This window comes from Clostridia bacterium (genome assembly GCA_035628995.1).
Taxonomy (GTDB): domain Bacteria; phylum Bacillota; class Clostridia; order Lutisporales; family Lutisporaceae; genus BRH-c25.
Genome location: DASPIR010000023.1, coordinates 654,029 through 668,719, shown reverse-complemented (window position 1 = coordinate 668,719; position 14,691 = coordinate 654,029). Strand labels below are relative to the sequence as shown.

Here is a 14,691-nt window from a genome sequence, read left to right as displayed (position 1 = left end):
AAAGCACATGAATCGCTTAAATGGGCATTATGCCATAGAGGGAAGAAACATCATTAAAGAATACAAGATGGGAGATGTCGTGTCTAGAGTATTGAAAGATGTATCCCTGCAAGTCACAGTGGGAGAATTTGTTTCCATTATGGGGCCATCAGGCTCAGGGAAAAGCACGCTCCTTTATATTCTAGGAGGGCTGGATAATCCTTCAAGAGGAAGTGTGCTTATGAACGGCAAGGATATTTCAAAGTTTGATGACAGTCAAAAAAGCGTCATGCGAAGAAGAAACATTGGATTCGTATTTCAATTTTATAATTTGATTCCAAACCTGAATGTGGAAGAAAACATTCTCTTGCCTGTACTTCTGGACGGGAAGAGTATGAAGGATTATAAACATCAGCTCAATGAAATATTGGACATCGTTGGACTGACCGACAGAAGGAAACACACTCCATGGGAATTGTCCGGTGGCCAGCAGCAAAGAGTAGCAATCGCCAGAGCATTGATCAACACCCCCGAAATTCTCTTTGCTGATGAACCAACAGGTAACTTGGACAGCAAAACCGGCGCTGAAATTATAGAGCTGTTACGCGAAATCAATCAAGATAGCAATAAAACTATTATTATGGTGACCCACTCTGTTGAGGCTGCAGAATACAGTGACCGAATTATCAATGTCAGAGATGGCGTAATTGCATAATCTGAATTAGGGATCTGAATGATTAATGGATAAAAAAGTTTATGGAAACACTTAACAATTGTCTAAAAATAAAGAAGACTATAGACAAAGTATATTGAATAATTGGGAAAAACAGTATATGATAGAATAAATGAAATGTATAAAGAATATGAAAAGGTGGTTTTTTTATGAAAATACTTATTATATATGCAACAAAATATGGCTGTACTCAAAAGGCTGTAACATTATTAAAATCAAAGCTGGGTGAAAATGTTTCATCGATTAATATTATGAAAGATAAGGTGCCGGAACTTAAAGAGTATGACACTGTGATTCTGGGTGGTTCTATATACGTAGGTAAAATCCAAAAACAAATGCACAAATATATGCTTAAGCATGCAGAAGAATTAAAGACAAAGAGACTTGGATTATTTATCTGTGCTGGAGAGCAAGACTCTGTTATAATAGAAAAAGAATTAAAAGCTTCTTTTCCTGAAGAGCTATTTAGCCATGCTGTTATAATGGAAACATTTGGTGGCGAATTGCATATTGATAAGATAAGCTTTATCGAAAAGCATGTGATACGGATTGTAAAAGGAATAACACAAGATTATTCAAGGCTTTCGAAAGATAAGATTGACAAGTACGCTAAAAATATTTTATCAAAATAGGATAGAAAAGCATATCATCGGTTTTCGTGTTTCATCGCCCCCACTTGGGGGTTTTTGTTTTATCCATGTAAGAGCGTCCAATAATTTGCCTTAAGGTTTTCAATTTATTTAATAATTTTTATAAGGGTTTAAAGAATATGAAGCTGACATTAAAAATTTCAGACATTGAAAAATTAATTTCGTATAATTGGAGTATAATGTTAAATATTTAATTTGTGAGGTTTAGAAACATGGCTGGATTTAAAAATAAAATTATCTTGGTTAAAACACTATTGTCAAATATTCAGATCATAAGGGTAAAGCCTTCAATCAATTGGTTCCTGACTAAGTATATGGGGAAGTTCAATTTGTTGAATGTAGGCGGGCAGCTCATAATTCATTCGCATCTGCCTTCGGTGAACAGCAAAGCCTTTACCCGCTTCATAAATGAGCAGCTGCTGGCAAAGAGGTCGGGACCCTCCCACGCTCAAATTTGCTTGACCAATGTCTGCCCCCAGAATTGCCGATATTGTTACAATAAGAATAGAAGCGGGGAGCTTCTAAATACGGCTGAAATCAAGCAGCTCATACAGGAGCTGAAGAAAATGGGCGTTTTCTGGCTGGGCTTCACCGGTGGGGAGCCACTTTTGAACAAAGATATTGTTGAGATTGTAAAAAGTGTCGGGGATGATTGCGCAATAAAGCTGTTTACCACAGGTACCAATCTTACGGAGCAACTGGCAGCGGAGCTTAAGGAAGCAGGTCTTTTGTATGTATCAATCAGCCTGGACCATTGGGAAGAAGAAGAACATGACCGGATCAGGGGATCAAAAGGGGCCTTCCGGACAGCGCTCAGAGCGATAGAAATATTTAAAAACGTAGGAGTTCATGTAAGTGTATCAGCAGTCATATCCAGGAAGATGCTCCAGGGAAATCAGGTACAGGAATTTCTAAATTTCCTGATAAGCCTTGATATCCATGAAGCCTGGCTGAGTGAAACCAAGCCAACGGTAGAGGCCTTCTGGAACGAGGCTTCAGTCATTACCGAAGAGGAAAGGCTGAGCCTTGTACGCTTGCAGGATAAATACAATAAAGAGGGAAAAATTACGGTAAATTATCTTGGACATTTTGAGGGAGGAGAGCACTTCGGCTGTAATGCAGGCAATAAAATGGTCTATATAGATGCATTTGGAGAGGTCAGCCCCTGTGTATTTACGCCCATGACCTTTGGAAATGTACGGGATAAGTCGGTGCAAGCCGTTTTTTCAGAGATGAAAGAGCATTTTCCGTCGGAAAGCTGCTGTTTTATTAACAAAAACTATGAATTGCTGAAAAAATATTATAAGGGACAGTCTCCCATCAGTAAAGAAGATACCATGGAAATGATGAAGGAAGTCCAGTTTAGCCCGCTGTCCGAGTTTTCACGAATGTTATATAAGCGATGAAAGTATGGAGGTGTAAGTATGAGATTGTATAAACTGTTCAGTCTTACAGCAGCAGCGATATTTGCCGTTGTGGGCGTGATCTTTCTATTTTTTCCAGATTCAGCCCTGATTTTTTTTAACAGTATTTCGAGTTATTTCGGATTGCCCCAATCACCAGTACAAGGCACCGGCTTTTATTTGACGCTGGCTTCTGCATATATGTACCTTGTGACTTTGATTGCATGCCTGATGTACCGCTATCCTGAGAATAATATTTATCCGTTTTTATTGGCTCAAGCCAAACTGGCATCTTCAATTATTTCTATTTATCTATTCGTAATTCACCAGCATTACTTGATATATTTCGCCAACTTTATTGTTGACGGTTTTATAGGTATTGCAGCATTATACCTCATGAAGATGAAGAAAGCAGGAGTATGATTATGCTCCTGAAAATAATGCAGCTCTACATACCGGGATTTATTAAGAGGAAAAAGCTGAATGAACTGTTCTGCTTGACGGGTTATGCCTTCCAAAGTGAGCCGTCGGAGATCACGGGGCTTTCTTTTGAGGAGTGCTTGTTAAAGTATGCTTTATTTACAAAGGAGCAGGCTGAGAGCTATTTGCAGAGCAGAGGTCCAATTGAAGAAGTAAAAAACCGGTTGTATCAAAATTCTTATATTTTTGGACAGAACCTGAGAAAAAGCCTTCATATAGCAACCTGGGAAGAAGCTATTACGGCACTTAAGGTTATTTATAAGCTCATCGGAATAGATTTTCAATGTGATAGGCAGGGTGAAATTATAATCAAACAGTGCTATTTCAGTAAATATTATTCCGAAGGAGTTTGCAACCTTATTTCTTCACTGGATGAAGGACTGGCAGCAGGACTTTCAGGAGGCAGGCTGTGTTTTTATGAAAGAATCACTGAAGGCGGCAGCTGCTGTAAAGGATATTTAAGCGGGAGGGCTTTGAAATGAAAAGAGTGATAGTGGTTGGCAGTGGTGCAGGCGGAGCAGCCGCCGCCAAGAAGCTGCAGGGGAAATTTCAAGTGACCGTCCTGGAGGCAGGCAGAGAGTTCAAGCCTTTTTCCTCTAATTTGTCTGTCCTGGAAAAGCTGAAAAAAACAGGACTGTTTTTTGATGAAAGGGAAATACAGCTGCTGTTTCCATCAATGAGAGTGCATAAAACCGAAGATAGGATGGTTATGGTCAGAGGGAGCGGTTTGGGTGGAACTACTACGCTTTCTGCGGGAAATGCGCTTCGTATGGACAAAGGGCTAAAGGCGCTTGGAATTGATTTGGACGATGAATTCGAGGAGCTTTATAAGGAGATTCCCATTACAAAGAATCATCAAAACAAATGGCGGGATACCACAAAGAGATTGTTTGAGATATGCAGGGAAATGGAACTGAACCCCCAACCTATACCGAAACTTGGAGATTATAGTACCTGCACCAGCTGCGGAAGATGCGTCCTTGGCTGTCAGTACGGTGTGAAATGGGACAGCCGCCGAATGCTTACGGCTGCACAGGATTCGGGAGCGAAACTTGTTACAGGCTGCAAGGTTACAAAGGTTGTTGCAGAGAAGGGTTTCGTCAAGGGAGTACAGGTGCAGAAGGACTTCTATCCGGCTGATATTGTCATACTTGCGGCAGGCGGCTTTTCAACCCCTGTAATCCTTCAGAATTCTGGTATTGAATGTGAAAGCAGACTGTTTGTTGATCCGGTCCTCTGCGTAGCTGCCGAGCAGAAGGGAAGCCTTCAGAATAAAGAGCTTTCCATGCCCTTTGCCGTGCAGAGGGAGCATTATATCTTATCCCCGTATTTTGATTATCTAAGCTTTTTCTTTAATAAAAGCTGGCGATATCCTGCTTCGGATACGCTGACACTAATGATTAAGCTGGCAGATTCAAGTATCGGAAGCATTGATAATAAAAATATCAAAAAAACACTTACAGATATTGATAAAGAAAGACTGCAGGAGGGAGTAGAGATCTGCAGGGAGATACTTGGCAGGTATGGTATAAGAAAGGACAATATTTTCCTTGGAACGATAAATGCCGGACATCCCGGTGGTATGCTGCCGCTCACAGGACAGGAAGCGGAAACCTTTCACAATCCTAAGCTTCCTGAAAATCTGTATATTGCCGATGCAACGCTGTTCCCCGAGTCTTTGGGAAATCCGCCTATACTTACTATAATGGCTATGGCTAAGAGAGTCAGTAAAATTATAATGGAGCGATATGTGTAAGATAGGCAAAAGCGGGGTACTGAGAATTTCTCAGTACCCCGCTTATTTTCGGATTTATAATGTTCTATTTTGCACTCTCAAGTGCTTTAGCTGCTAAGGTTTTGAAGTCATTGCTTGTAGCTGTGGCACTAGTTACTGTATCTACAGCTGCTGCATCCTGTTTGCTAAGGAGTGAGCTTTCAAGCTCTACCATAGCCTTTGCGAGGTTTACCTTTGTCTTATCTTCCATTGCTTTTATGTAGCCCTGATCCTCTGATTTCAACTTATTTTCTTTGTTTACATAGTCAAAATCAACAGTGCCGATTTTGCCATCCTTTACTTCAATTGTTATCTGTCCCTTCCAGCCGTAATCATCATATTTGTCTTGTGCAGCATTGTATGATCCATCCTTAAGGCCGTTTGCTGCAGGAGCAGGTTCTGCTGCAGGAGTAGGTGCTGCTGTAGGTTCTACGGTTGGTGCAGGAGTTGGTTCAACTGCTGCAGGTGCGCTTGGGCTGCATGCTGCAAGGCTCAGAACAAGAACAACAGCAAGAGCCAATGTAATTAGTTTTTGTGATTTCATAGATAATTCCCCCATATTTTCATTTATTCATCTATTATAATACAAAATTGTTATATGATTGTCAATCTGTAAAAACGCGCAAATATTGGGTTAAAAGCAGATAATAATATTCATTGTTAATTTTGCTGAGAATTAGTGCCAGTCACGCCGTTTAATTAGTTATTGGAAGACTTTACGATAATAACTATCGTTAATCCCTTGATTTTTTAGTCACTCAATTATTATATATGCACAGGATTTTTCTAAAATATGTAAAAAAATAAGAGACTAATGGGGGAACCCACCAGCCTCTTTTGCATTTGAGTGCTAAGCTGCGTTCTTTTGTGCTCTGTCTGCACCTTTGAAGAATCTGCTCAATGGCTTGTAAACCAATATTACTATTATTGAGTTAGCCAAGGATTTAATCAGGTTAAATGGCAGGATTGCAGTCGGAAGCATTGCTACTACTGCATCATATGGAACCCCGTAAAATTTTACTGTGAAAAACAGGTTGCAGGGTATCATTACAAGTGTCATGCAAATTGAACCTGCTGCCAAAGCTGCAAAGGCTCCCTTGATTGTGTGGAATCTTCTGTAGATGGCACCGGATACGACAACAAAGGTGCCAGTAGCTATCACGTGCATCACCAATCCAACCCAGCCTGCTGCAGCACTTACAGTAAAGGCTTGTATGGTTGATACAATAACAGTCATAGCGAGACCTGCCAAGGGACCATACATAAAGGCTGCTATCAGCATCGGTACATCTCCTGGCTCATACTCCAGGAATGGTGCTGATGGAATGATGGGGAACTTGACCAGCATTACCAGCACAATAGAAAGTGCTGAAAGCATAGCGATTCTAACCAGTTTGTTTGTGTTATTATTCATTATAAAACCCTCCGAAAATATAAAAATTCCCTGAAGAATAATCTCAGGGAATGTCAACTTGCTCAAAAAATGCATCTTCTTCTATCCAGACTTTACTGTCGGCCCCGGAATCTAACCGGGTCTGCTTTCGCTCGCGGGCTAACAGTTCAATGACTGCGTTACCGCCGATCGGGAATTTCACCCTGCCCTGAAGATTATATTCAGTTTATGAGATAATTTTAACATAACAATATTCTGATGTAAAGATTATTCCCTTATTAATTCTGCTGAATATTGTTGAATGTTATCTATTCGGATAAATACTTATGGGCAGGGAAATCTAATTTAAAGTAATGATAGAGGAGCGTAGGAGATGGATAAGAAAGTCATAAATGAATTGAATGCATATTTAAAAGGTGAGTATATGGCAATAAAAGCATATGATAGCTTCATACATAGAATTAAAGATCCTGCTATGAGGCTGGAGCTGCAGAAAATTCAAAGGGATCATAAGCAGCACGCTTCTAAGGTGTCCGATAGGATACGCAGTCTCGGAGGTACCCCAGTAAAAGGTGCTGGCTTGATGGGAACAATGGCTGACATGAAGAATTTAGTGAAAAGAAACAGTGATGATACGAAGTTTATTCTAAAGGATGCTGGAAATGGAGAATACAGAGGAATTCAGATGGCTGAGGAGGTAGTGAAGGGGGACTTGGATGCGGAAAGCATGAAGCTGATAAAGGGTTTGTTGGAGGAAGACCGCAGCCATGTAGGAAAATTGAGCGGTTTCATACATTAATAAAAAAAGTCGCCTTAAAGCGACTTTTCATTATCTGCAGCATCAGCATATTCTTTTTGAAGTGTGTTCATAAGCTCTTTCACAGAAACGATTTTATCCGATCTGTAAGCATTTTCTCCTGCAAAGGCAAAGCCATTTTCAAGGTCGCCTTTTTGTGCATTTGTCAATGCCATAGCTATGCAATAGGGGCTATTCTTATAATCACATGTGACTATGCAATGGTATGGGCATTTGAATGGTTTTTTCGCACCCATGGAGATATCATCGGTGAACTCATTTCTGATAGCCCTACCCGGCATGCCTACAGGACTCTTTATAATAGTCACATCTCCTTTTTTGGAGTTGATGTAAGTGTTCTTGAAATCTATAGAGGCATCGCACTCTTCTGTTGTAACAAAACGTGTTGCCATTTGAACTCCGGAAGCACCAAGCTTCATAAACTTATAAATATCCTCACCGGAATATATGCCGCCGCCGGCTATTACAGGAATCGGTCTGCCGACTTTGTCCTCATAGGGTTTTACTTCGTTTATAACTTCGGGAATAATTTTTTCCAGTGAGTATTCGGGATTGTATATTTGATCTTCTTTGAAGCCCAAGTGTCCACCGGCCTTAGGACCTTCCACAACTATAGCGTCTGGAAGATAGTTGTACTTATCCAGCCATTTTTTGCAGATAACACTGGCTGCGCGTGCTGAAGATACAATAGGAACCAGCTTGGTTTCATACTTTCCCTCCAGATACTGCGGAAGATTGAGAGGAAGACCTGCACCAGAAAAAATTATATCTATGCCTTCTTCAATAGAGGCCTTTACAAACTCTGCATAGTTAGTCAAAGCAACCATTATATTAACACCGATGATGCCTTTGGTTTTCTCTCGTGCTTTTCTTATTTCACTTTTCAACCTTTCAAGATTTGCTTCCAGAAATTTAGTGGAGAAATCGTAGTCTAACATACCGATTCCAGCTGCTGCTATTACGCCAACACCGCCTTCGTTTGCTACCGCTGCTGCAAGACCGGACAGTGATATTCCAACTCCCATGCCCCCCTGTATAATAGGCAGTCTAGCCGTCAGATCACCTATTTTTAATTCCCTTAGTCCATTGATGTTCATAAAAACCTCCCAATTATGTATAATCTTTAGCTTATATTGTACATTATTGCCTTTTACTGTAGTATATCATAACTGAATGCTTGTGAATATTGAAGTTTTTTTAATTTAGTGGTTAAATGGTTCTATTAGGTGTATAAATATGAATATAGTTTAGGACTTTATTTGTTTTTTATTTCTTAGGGGGTTGTATCGTGGGGTTAAATAAGAGGTTGCACATATATTCAGGACTTCCAAGGTCGATATATGTGCTTTTCATCGTAAGAATAATAAATGCGATGGGCAACTTTGTCTATCCGTTTCTTACATTCTTTCTGACTGAAAGATTGGGTTTCAGCGCAGAAGCTGCCGGCGAGTTTTTTTTGCTAAGTGCGGTTTTTCAAATGGTAGGCTCCATAACGGGGGGCAAGCTCACTGACCATATAGGGAGGAAGAAGCTGCTTCTGGGATTTTTGGGACTGTCGGCTTTATGCTTTTTTCCATGTCCTTTTTTAGGCAGCTCAATACTAATTCCTGTATTTCTCATATTGTCAGGAATGTTTGCTGGGGCGGCACAGCCGGTGAGTTCGGCTATGTTAACCGATCTTACGAACAAGGACAACAGAAGACAAGCGTTCTCACTGCTTTACATGGGTACAAATATAGGCTTTTCCATAGGTCCTATGATAGCTGGTTTTTTATATAGGAACCATACAAACTGGATTTTTTACGGAAACGCTTTTGCCATATTGATATCTTTAGTGTTAATATTGCTTTTCATTAAAGAGACAATGCCGAATGCAGAGGATATGGAGCAGGAGGAAGCTGAAGGGGATGACGAGGCCGCTGAGGAAGGAAGCGCATGGGATGCCTTTAAGAAAAGGCCTGTACTTATGCTTTTCAGTGTGGGTCGGCTAATCAATCAGTTGGTTTATTCATGCATAGGGTTTGCAATACCTCTTCAGCTTGCAAAAAGCTTTGGGAGCAGCTTGGGACCGAGGTATTTTGGCATTATAATGTCTTTCACTGGTCTTGTGGTCATATCCTTTACAGTACCTGCGACAAAGCTTACTTTAAGGCTGAAGCCGCTGATAAACATGGCTCTTGCAGGCTTCTTCTATGCTGTAGGCTTTGGTATGATTGGATTCATAGGCACATTGCCGTTATTCCTGCTGTCTGCATTTATTTTTACGGTGGGGGAGGTATTGGAAGCCACAAACGCAGGGGTGTATATTGCCAACCATTCTCCGATAACTCACAGGGGAAGGTTCAATGCACTTATTACGATGATAATGGGTACAGGAAATGCATTAGGCCCATTCTTTTTCGGCAAATATATAACCGCATTTGGATTATTCGAATTGTGGATTCTATGCTTTTCACTTACATTTGCATCGGGGCTTTTTATGCTCTGGCTGAGACACTATGAAAGAAGCCGGGAAATAAGGGTGCTTGAGCAGCGCCAAGACCAGTCATGGAAGGCATAATCATGCTTTAGGCGTTATTACCTATAGTTAGACATAATTTGACAATAATAATTTATTTGGTTACAATTATACATATTGATGTAAGAATATGAGAGGGGATGATATTAATGGAAAATAAAAGAATTTTGTCAATAGCTTTGTCGGTTATACTTATACTGTCATCTATGATGATGGTTTTCGCAGACACCTCAACAAACAGTGTTGTGAATACGCCTCTAAAAGATAAGCAGGAGCTTAACATCAGTCTGTATGATGTTCCGGAGACTCTTGATTTCCAGGCAGCTTATTACACAGGGGATATCCAAGTTTATAATTGGATAATGGAGGGTCTTACCAGACACGCAGGGAACGGAAAGATAAAGCCTGGCATAGCAGAAAAATGGGAAGTGAGCCCTAACGGTAAAGAGTGGACATTTCATTTGCGGAACGCAAAGTGGATGGATGGCAAAGTAATTACAGCACAGGATTTTGTGTATGGCTGGTTTAGGGCTATAGACCCGGAAGATCCAAAAGATTATGGATACTTTTTGTATGACATAGTAAATGCTGAAGAATACAGTATCGGTGATGCCAAAATGGAAGATGTCGGTATCAAGCTAGTTGATAATAAGACCATAAAGGTCACATTGGAGCAACCGGTTACATACTTTGATTATTTGGTATCATTCCCTGTTTTTGCCCCTGTAAGGCAGGACGTGTTTGAAAAGTATGGAGAGAACTACAATACAGAGGCAGCGTACCTTGTAACAAATGGGCCTTTTAAATTGGAGAAATGGGAACTGGAAAGCGAAATGGTCTTTGTGAAAAACCCCACATACTGGGATGCAGTAAACATTAAGCTTGAGAAGGTTACTGGTATTTTAACCGATGATGAGGAAACTGAGGTTTCGATGTATAAAACCGGTGCTCTTGACATGATTAATCATTTGTATTACACCGATAAGTCGACTTTCTCCAAGGATGAGTTAGGATCATATAGTGACGCTAGTGTTTGGTATTTTGATTTTAACTGCACAAATGCGGTTTTGAAGAATAAGAATATTAGAAAAGCTTTGACATATGCCATAAATAGGCAAGAGTTCATCAATAATGTGGCAGAAATGCCTTGGAAGCCCGCGCTTGCATTTGTAACACCGGGTATTGTGCTCGACGCTGATGGAAAGACATTTGGAGAAAAGAAGCCGGTTTATTTCACGGATAATGATGTTGTAACAGCAAAACAGCTTCTGAATCAAGGCATGGCGGAACTTGGACTGAAAGAATTACCAAAACTTACGCTGTTGGTTAATGACACCGAATCTGCGCAGTCGTATGGGAAAGCATTCATAGAAATGTGGAAGAAGAATCTCGGAGTGAATGTAGAAATTCAGGCGGTTACAGCAGTTGAAAGGATAGAAAGACAAAGTAAACAAGATTATCAGATTTCGTTAGCGGGTTGGGGTGCAGATTATCCAGACGCTATGACGTTTTTGGATTTGTTTGTAACAGATGGTTGGGTCAACGATGCAGCGTACAGCAACGCACAGTATGATTCGTATATCAGTGCAGCAAAGGCTGAGCCGGACAAGGCAAAAAGATCTGTATTGCTGCATTGGGCTGAGCAGCTTCTCATGGATGAAATGCCGATAGGACCTTTGTATTTCAGGTATAAGGATTATGCAGTCAAGAGTTATGTTAAGAATTTTAAGAGGGATTCCTTTGCACCTGATATAGATTTTATTTACAGCTATATCGAAGGGAAAAAGTAATAGAATGTGAACCGGGCTTTATCTGATCACTTGAGATCAGGTAAAGCCTTTTTCTATAGGGTCACAGCATGTACAATCCTCATAAGATGTATTAGAAAATGCTGAATCTGAGTTATACAACCGGAAATACCGGTTGTTTTTTTGCATATATTATTTACTTTTGCAAATGTATGAAATATAATATAATCAAGAATGTTAAAAAAATAACAATGTTGATTGGATTTGGGAGTGCGTATTTATGTTAGAGCTGGAGTTTTATATAGTCGGTGGTTATATAAAGATGGAGAACAAGGCTTTTCTTCAGGAAATGCTGGGGAAGGGCAGCTGCCTTCGCCAGATTTTGAATTGGAAGGGTACAAAGGATTTTGCTGAAAAGCATCCAATAGTAAGTGAACCGGATGAAAACGGAATAGTGACCATAGACTTCAATTATACTGTACATGTTGAGCTGGGACAGTCAGCCACTGAGCTTCTGGGCAAGCTTAAGGCAGGATACCGGGATAGGGTCAAAGGCAGGATTTGCTGCAGATGGCTGGCAGGATACAGTATGAGCAACTTTACGATTGATTTGGACTCGGACGATGATAAGATACGACATGGGGATTAGACTGGATAATATTTTAATCAATAGAAATATGTGGTATAATATATATATTATTTATTAAAAAGGGGAGATTTATATGTCCCTTCAAGTAGGTTCAGGTGGGTATAACTTTATAAGTCAATATTCGAAAAACAATCCAGGGGTACCTGACGCTTCAGCACAACAGCAAGCGCCAGGTGCAAATAATGCTAATGAGCAAACGTCTGCTGTCGGAAACAGCCAGGAAGCGATATTGATGAAGAAGATGGGTGCGGTAGAGTGCTCAACCTGCCAGAACCGTAAGTATGTTGACGGGTCTGACGATCCAGGGGTATCCTTTAAAGCTCCTACCCATGTTTCTCCAGAAAGCTCAGGTGCAGCGGTAATGGCTCATGAGCAGGAACATGTTTCAAGGGAAGGTGCAAAAGCACAGGTTGAAGGGCGAGCGGTTACATCGCAGTCTGTCCAGATTTTTATGGATGTGTGCCCGGAATGCGGAAGGGCATATACATCTGGAGGAAAGACCACTACGACTACAAAAACAGATAATAAGAATGACGATTATTTTTTGAATAATATGAGAAAATTCTTCGGAAATCATTATGGAAAGTATATCGATATAAAAGTATAGATTATATGATTATAAAACAACCTCTTCCCGTTGCAGGGGAGAGGTTGTTTCTAGAATTCAAACAAATTTATCTCTGGAAAGAGTCCGAAAAGTCCTCCGGTATGAATGAAGAGGATATTTTTATAATCCTTAAACCTTCCCTTCTTTATCTCATCTGTTAGTCCGTACATAGCCTTTCCGGTATAAACAGGATCAAGGATTACTCCCTCCGATTTAGCCAGAGAATGAATGAAATCAAGCTCCTCTTGACGGCTTAAGGCATACCCTCTGCCTACATAGCCATCAATAATATTGATTTCATCCCCACCTATCAAAACACCTCACAGCATTATAATTAATTAAATTATATCAAATACTTCTTATAATGACCAATGAAGGGGATAAATAAGGTGAAGTATTGTTTTACTAAGGATTGTAGGATATATTATGATATGGGATAATATTAAAGTATTGATAATCAAAAAGCAGTACGAAGGGTGATGTTTAAATAATGAGCGATATAGCCGGAGAAGGCTGTGAAATACTGGTGCCTTTCAGTGAAAGGAAGCCGCTTCCTGAAATAGAAAGAAGTATTATAAAGACATATAGAAAGCACATATGGTCAAAGTTTTTAAAAGCAATAAGGGAGTTTAACCTTATTGAAGAAGGGGATAAGGTAGCAGTGGGTGTTTCGGGAGGAAAGGACAGCATGCTTATGGCCAAGCTCTTTCAAGAGCTGCAGAAGCATGGAAACGTCCCCTTTGAGCTGGAGTTCATAGCTATGGACCCGGGCTATCATGAGAATATTAAGGGGCTTCTGATAGAAAACTGCAAATATCTTGATATACCTATTCATTTGTTTGAATCAGGAATATTCGAGATTGTAGACAAAATCGCAAAGGACTACCCTTGCTATATGTGTGCTAAAATGCGCAGAGGTGCACTTTACTCAAAGGCGACGGAGCTGGGCTGCAACAAGCTTGCCCTGGGACATCATTTCAATGATGCAATTGAGACTACGATGTTGAATATACTATATACCGGAAGCTTCAAGACGATGCTGCCAAAGTTGAAATCCGCAAACTTCAAGGGTCTGGAGCTTATTAGACCGCTTTACTTTGTTGATGAGCTTTATATTGAAAGGTTCACACAGAACAGCGGCATATGGCCTTTGAACTGTGCCTGCATGGTTTCTGCAGGGAAGATAGCCAACAAACGCCATGAAATAAAAGCTTTGATAAAGGAATTGAAGGAAAAGATAGAAAACGTGGATACTAATATTCTCAGAGCTACGCAGAACGTCAACATGGAAGCTATATTGGGCTGGCATAAAGGCGGAAAGCAGTATTCCTATCTGGACTTCTATGATGATGAAGCATTGGAGTCGGAAATTTCTGAAGAATAATGAGATATAAAATTAAAAAAGAGCTCCTTAGTGAAGTGCACCCCAAATATTAGATGTGTCTAACCTTTGGGGTGCACTTTATAGAGCGCTTTCTTAATGCCAGCTGCCTTCTGGTTTATCCCGCTTGTAGGCTATCAAAACTACATCTTCGCCAAACTCCTCTCCAAACTTGTTCTTAAATTCAGAGAGCCTTTTTTCTATTCTTTTATCTCTCTCAATATCAGAAGGATGAGAATGTTCGTTTGCTTTCATTTATTCAACACTCCTCTTATGGCTGCAAAATTTGTACTAGCTATTCTCTTCATCATTACGCTTATAGGCAATCAGAACTACATCCCCGCCTATCTGTTCTCCAAGCTTGTTTTCAAACTCAGTTAGCAATTGTATTGTTTTTTTATCTTCCTTGACTTCTGCAAGATGAAAATGTTTATTTATTTCCATTTGTTTCGCCTCCTTTGTTTATACGTATTTATAATCCCTTCTATTTTTCACATAAGAAAATGAAAATATGTGAGGTACTATCTACAAAAAAATAAATCTCCCGTAAAATATAATT

At 40.1% G+C, this 14,691-nt stretch carries 17 protein-coding genes, 1 pseudogene and 1 riboswitch; of the genes and pseudogenes, 12 read left to right on the top strand and 6 right to left on the bottom strand.

The genetic code is table 11. The features are described 5' to 3' along the window. Positions 1–7: 7 nt before the first annotated feature. The 6 genes from VEB00_10185 (at position 8) to VEB00_10160 (ending at position 5,001) form a co-directional block, all read left to right on the top strand. Positions 8–694 (top strand): ABC transporter ATP-binding protein, encoded by a 687-nt coding sequence (locus tag VEB00_10185; protein HYF83381.1) that lies wholly within the window; start codon positions 8–10, stop codon positions 692–694. A 167-nt stretch (positions 695–861) separates the two neighbouring features. Then, complete coding sequence (locus VEB00_10180; GenBank protein HYF83380.1) at positions 862–1,344, top strand: flavodoxin domain-containing protein; 483 nt, start codon at positions 862–864, stop codon at positions 1,342–1,344. A 230-nt stretch (positions 1,345–1,574) separates the two neighbouring features. Continuing rightward, the gene (locus tag VEB00_10175; protein ID HYF83379.1) at positions 1,575–2,768 is read left to right on the top strand and encodes a radical SAM protein; all 1,194 of its coding nucleotides are present in this window, start codon (positions 1,575–1,577) and stop codon (positions 2,766–2,768) included. A gap of 18 nt (positions 2,769–2,786) precedes the next feature. Continuing rightward, the gene (locus tag VEB00_10170; protein HYF83378.1) at positions 2,787–3,188 is read left to right on the top strand and encodes a hypothetical protein; all 402 of its coding nucleotides are present in this window, start codon (positions 2,787–2,789) and stop codon (positions 3,186–3,188) included. Positions 3,189–3,190: 2 nt separating this feature from the next. Then, entirely contained in the window at positions 3,191–3,727 is a 537-nt protein-coding gene (locus VEB00_10165) for a hypothetical protein (protein HYF83377.1), read from the top strand. Continuing rightward, a complete protein-coding gene (locus VEB00_10160; protein HYF83376.1) occupies positions 3,724–5,001 on the top strand; it encodes a GMC family oxidoreductase N-terminal domain-containing protein in 1,278 nt (425 codons plus the stop codon). Before VEB00_10165 ends, VEB00_10160 begins: the two co-directional genes overlap by 4 nt. 64 nt (positions 5,002–5,065) lie before the next feature. On the opposite strand, the gene VEB00_10155 is transcribed toward VEB00_10160, so the two are convergent. Both VEB00_10155 and VEB00_10150 read right to left on the bottom strand, forming a co-directional pair. Continuing rightward, positions 5,066–5,563, bottom strand: a complete 498-nt coding sequence (locus tag VEB00_10155) for an FMN-binding protein (protein HYF83375.1) — start codon at positions 5,561–5,563, stop codon at positions 5,066–5,068. A gap of 306 nt (positions 5,564–5,869) precedes the next feature. After that, positions 5,870–6,433 carry an ECF transporter S component gene (locus tag VEB00_10150; protein ID HYF83374.1) on the bottom strand — a complete coding sequence of 188 codons (564 nt, stop codon included), beginning with the start codon at positions 6,431–6,433 and terminating at the stop codon, positions 5,870–5,872. Between the two features lie 69 nt (positions 6,434–6,502). Continuing rightward, positions 6,503–6,632: riboswitch (FMN riboswitch) on the bottom strand. A gap of 153 nt (positions 6,633–6,785) precedes the next feature. Between VEB00_10150 and VEB00_10145 the strand changes: the two genes are divergently transcribed. Further along, entirely contained in the window at positions 6,786–7,211 is a 426-nt protein-coding gene (locus VEB00_10145) for a DUF2383 domain-containing protein (protein ID HYF83373.1), read from the top strand. Positions 7,212–7,225: 14 nt separating this feature from the next. On the opposite strand, the gene VEB00_10140 is transcribed toward VEB00_10145, so the two are convergent. Next, entirely contained in the window at positions 7,226–8,326 is a 1,101-nt protein-coding gene (locus VEB00_10140) for a nitronate monooxygenase family protein (GenBank protein ID HYF83372.1), read from the bottom strand. A gap of 191 nt (positions 8,327–8,517) precedes the next feature. Here VEB00_10140 and VEB00_10135 point away from each other — a divergent pair, with 191 nt between their 5' ends. The 4 genes from VEB00_10135 to VEB00_10120 all read left to right on the top strand — a co-directional run bounded on the left by VEB00_10135 (position 8,518) and on the right by VEB00_10120 (position 12,751). Then, on the top strand, positions 8,518–9,789 hold the full coding sequence (locus VEB00_10135; GenBank protein HYF83371.1) for an MFS transporter: 1,272 nt from the start codon (positions 8,518–8,520) through the stop codon (positions 9,787–9,789). Between the two features lie 107 nt (positions 9,790–9,896). Beyond that, positions 9,897–11,537 carry a peptide ABC transporter substrate-binding protein gene (locus VEB00_10130; protein ID HYF83370.1) on the top strand — a complete coding sequence of 547 codons (1,641 nt, stop codon included), beginning with the start codon at positions 9,897–9,899 and terminating at the stop codon, positions 11,535–11,537. Positions 11,538–11,775: 238 nt separating this feature from the next. Next, entirely contained in the window at positions 11,776–12,144 is a 369-nt protein-coding gene (locus VEB00_10125) for a hypothetical protein (protein HYF83369.1), read from the top strand. A 73-nt stretch (positions 12,145–12,217) separates the two neighbouring features. Then, a complete protein-coding gene (locus VEB00_10120) occupies positions 12,218–12,751 on the top strand; it encodes a hypothetical protein (protein HYF83368.1) in 534 nt (177 codons plus the stop codon). Between the two features lie 50 nt (positions 12,752–12,801). Here VEB00_10120 and VEB00_10115 read toward each other — a convergent pair. Then, a pseudogene (locus VEB00_10115) lies at positions 12,802–13,053 on the bottom strand (pyridoxal-phosphate dependent enzyme). Positions 13,054–13,241: 188 nt separating this feature from the next. Here VEB00_10115 and VEB00_10110 point away from each other — a divergent pair. Beyond that, on the top strand, positions 13,242–14,135 hold the full coding sequence (locus tag VEB00_10110; protein ID HYF83367.1) for an ATP-binding protein: 894 nt from the start codon (positions 13,242–13,244) through the stop codon (positions 14,133–14,135). Between the two features lie 93 nt (positions 14,136–14,228). On the opposite strand, the gene VEB00_10105 is transcribed toward VEB00_10110, so the two are convergent. Together VEB00_10105 and VEB00_10100 are read right to left on the bottom strand one after the other, a co-directional pair. Next, on the bottom strand, positions 14,229–14,387 hold the full coding sequence (locus VEB00_10105) for a hypothetical protein (protein HYF83366.1): 159 nt from the start codon (positions 14,385–14,387) through the stop codon (positions 14,229–14,231). 36 nt (positions 14,388–14,423) lie between these two features. Beyond that, positions 14,424–14,576, bottom strand: coding sequence for a hypothetical protein (locus tag VEB00_10100; GenBank protein ID HYF83365.1), 153 nt, complete (start codon positions 14,574–14,576; stop codon positions 14,424–14,426). Positions 14,577–14,691: the final 115 nt, after the last annotated feature.

Coding starts and splice junctions, on each gene's coding strand:
- VEB00_10150 (HYF83374.1), bottom strand. CDS start 6,433: ATGAATAATAACACAAACAAACTGGTTAGAATCGCTATGCTTTCAGCA.
- VEB00_10155 (HYF83375.1), bottom strand. CDS start 5,563: ATGAAATCACAAAAACTAATTACATTGGCTCTTGCTGTTGTTCTTGTT.
- VEB00_10125 (HYF83369.1), top strand. CDS start 11,776: ATGTTAGAGCTGGAGTTTTATATAGTCGGTGGTTATATAAAGATGGAG.
- VEB00_10180 (HYF83380.1), top strand. CDS start 862: ATGAAAATACTTATTATATATGCAACAAAATATGGCTGTACTCAAAAG.
- VEB00_10165 (HYF83377.1), top strand. CDS start 3,191: ATGCTCCTGAAAATAATGCAGCTCTACATACCGGGATTTATTAAGAGG.
- VEB00_10120 (HYF83368.1), top strand. CDS start 12,218: ATGTCCCTTCAAGTAGGTTCAGGTGGGTATAACTTTATAAGTCAATAT.
- VEB00_10160 (HYF83376.1), top strand. CDS start 3,724: ATGAAAAGAGTGATAGTGGTTGGCAGTGGTGCAGGCGGAGCAGCCGCC.
- VEB00_10185 (HYF83381.1), top strand. CDS start 8: ATGAATCGCTTAAATGGGCATTATGCCATAGAGGGAAGAAACATCATT.
- VEB00_10175 (HYF83379.1), top strand. CDS start 1,575: ATGGCTGGATTTAAAAATAAAATTATCTTGGTTAAAACACTATTGTCA.
- VEB00_10100 (HYF83365.1), bottom strand. CDS start 14,576: ATGGAAATAAATAAACATTTTCATCTTGCAGAAGTCAAGGAAGATAAA.
- VEB00_10140 (HYF83372.1), bottom strand. CDS start 8,326: ATGAACATCAATGGACTAAGGGAATTAAAAATAGGTGATCTGACGGCT.
- VEB00_10105 (HYF83366.1), bottom strand. CDS start 14,387: ATGAAAGCAAACGAACATTCTCATCCTTCTGATATTGAGAGAGATAAA.
- VEB00_10110 (HYF83367.1), top strand. CDS start 13,242: ATGAGCGATATAGCCGGAGAAGGCTGTGAAATACTGGTGCCTTTCAGT.
- VEB00_10130 (HYF83370.1), top strand. CDS start 9,897: ATGGAAAATAAAAGAATTTTGTCAATAGCTTTGTCGGTTATACTTATA.
- VEB00_10145 (HYF83373.1), top strand. CDS start 6,786: ATGGATAAGAAAGTCATAAATGAATTGAATGCATATTTAAAAGGTGAG.
- VEB00_10170 (HYF83378.1), top strand. CDS start 2,787: ATGAGATTGTATAAACTGTTCAGTCTTACAGCAGCAGCGATATTTGCC.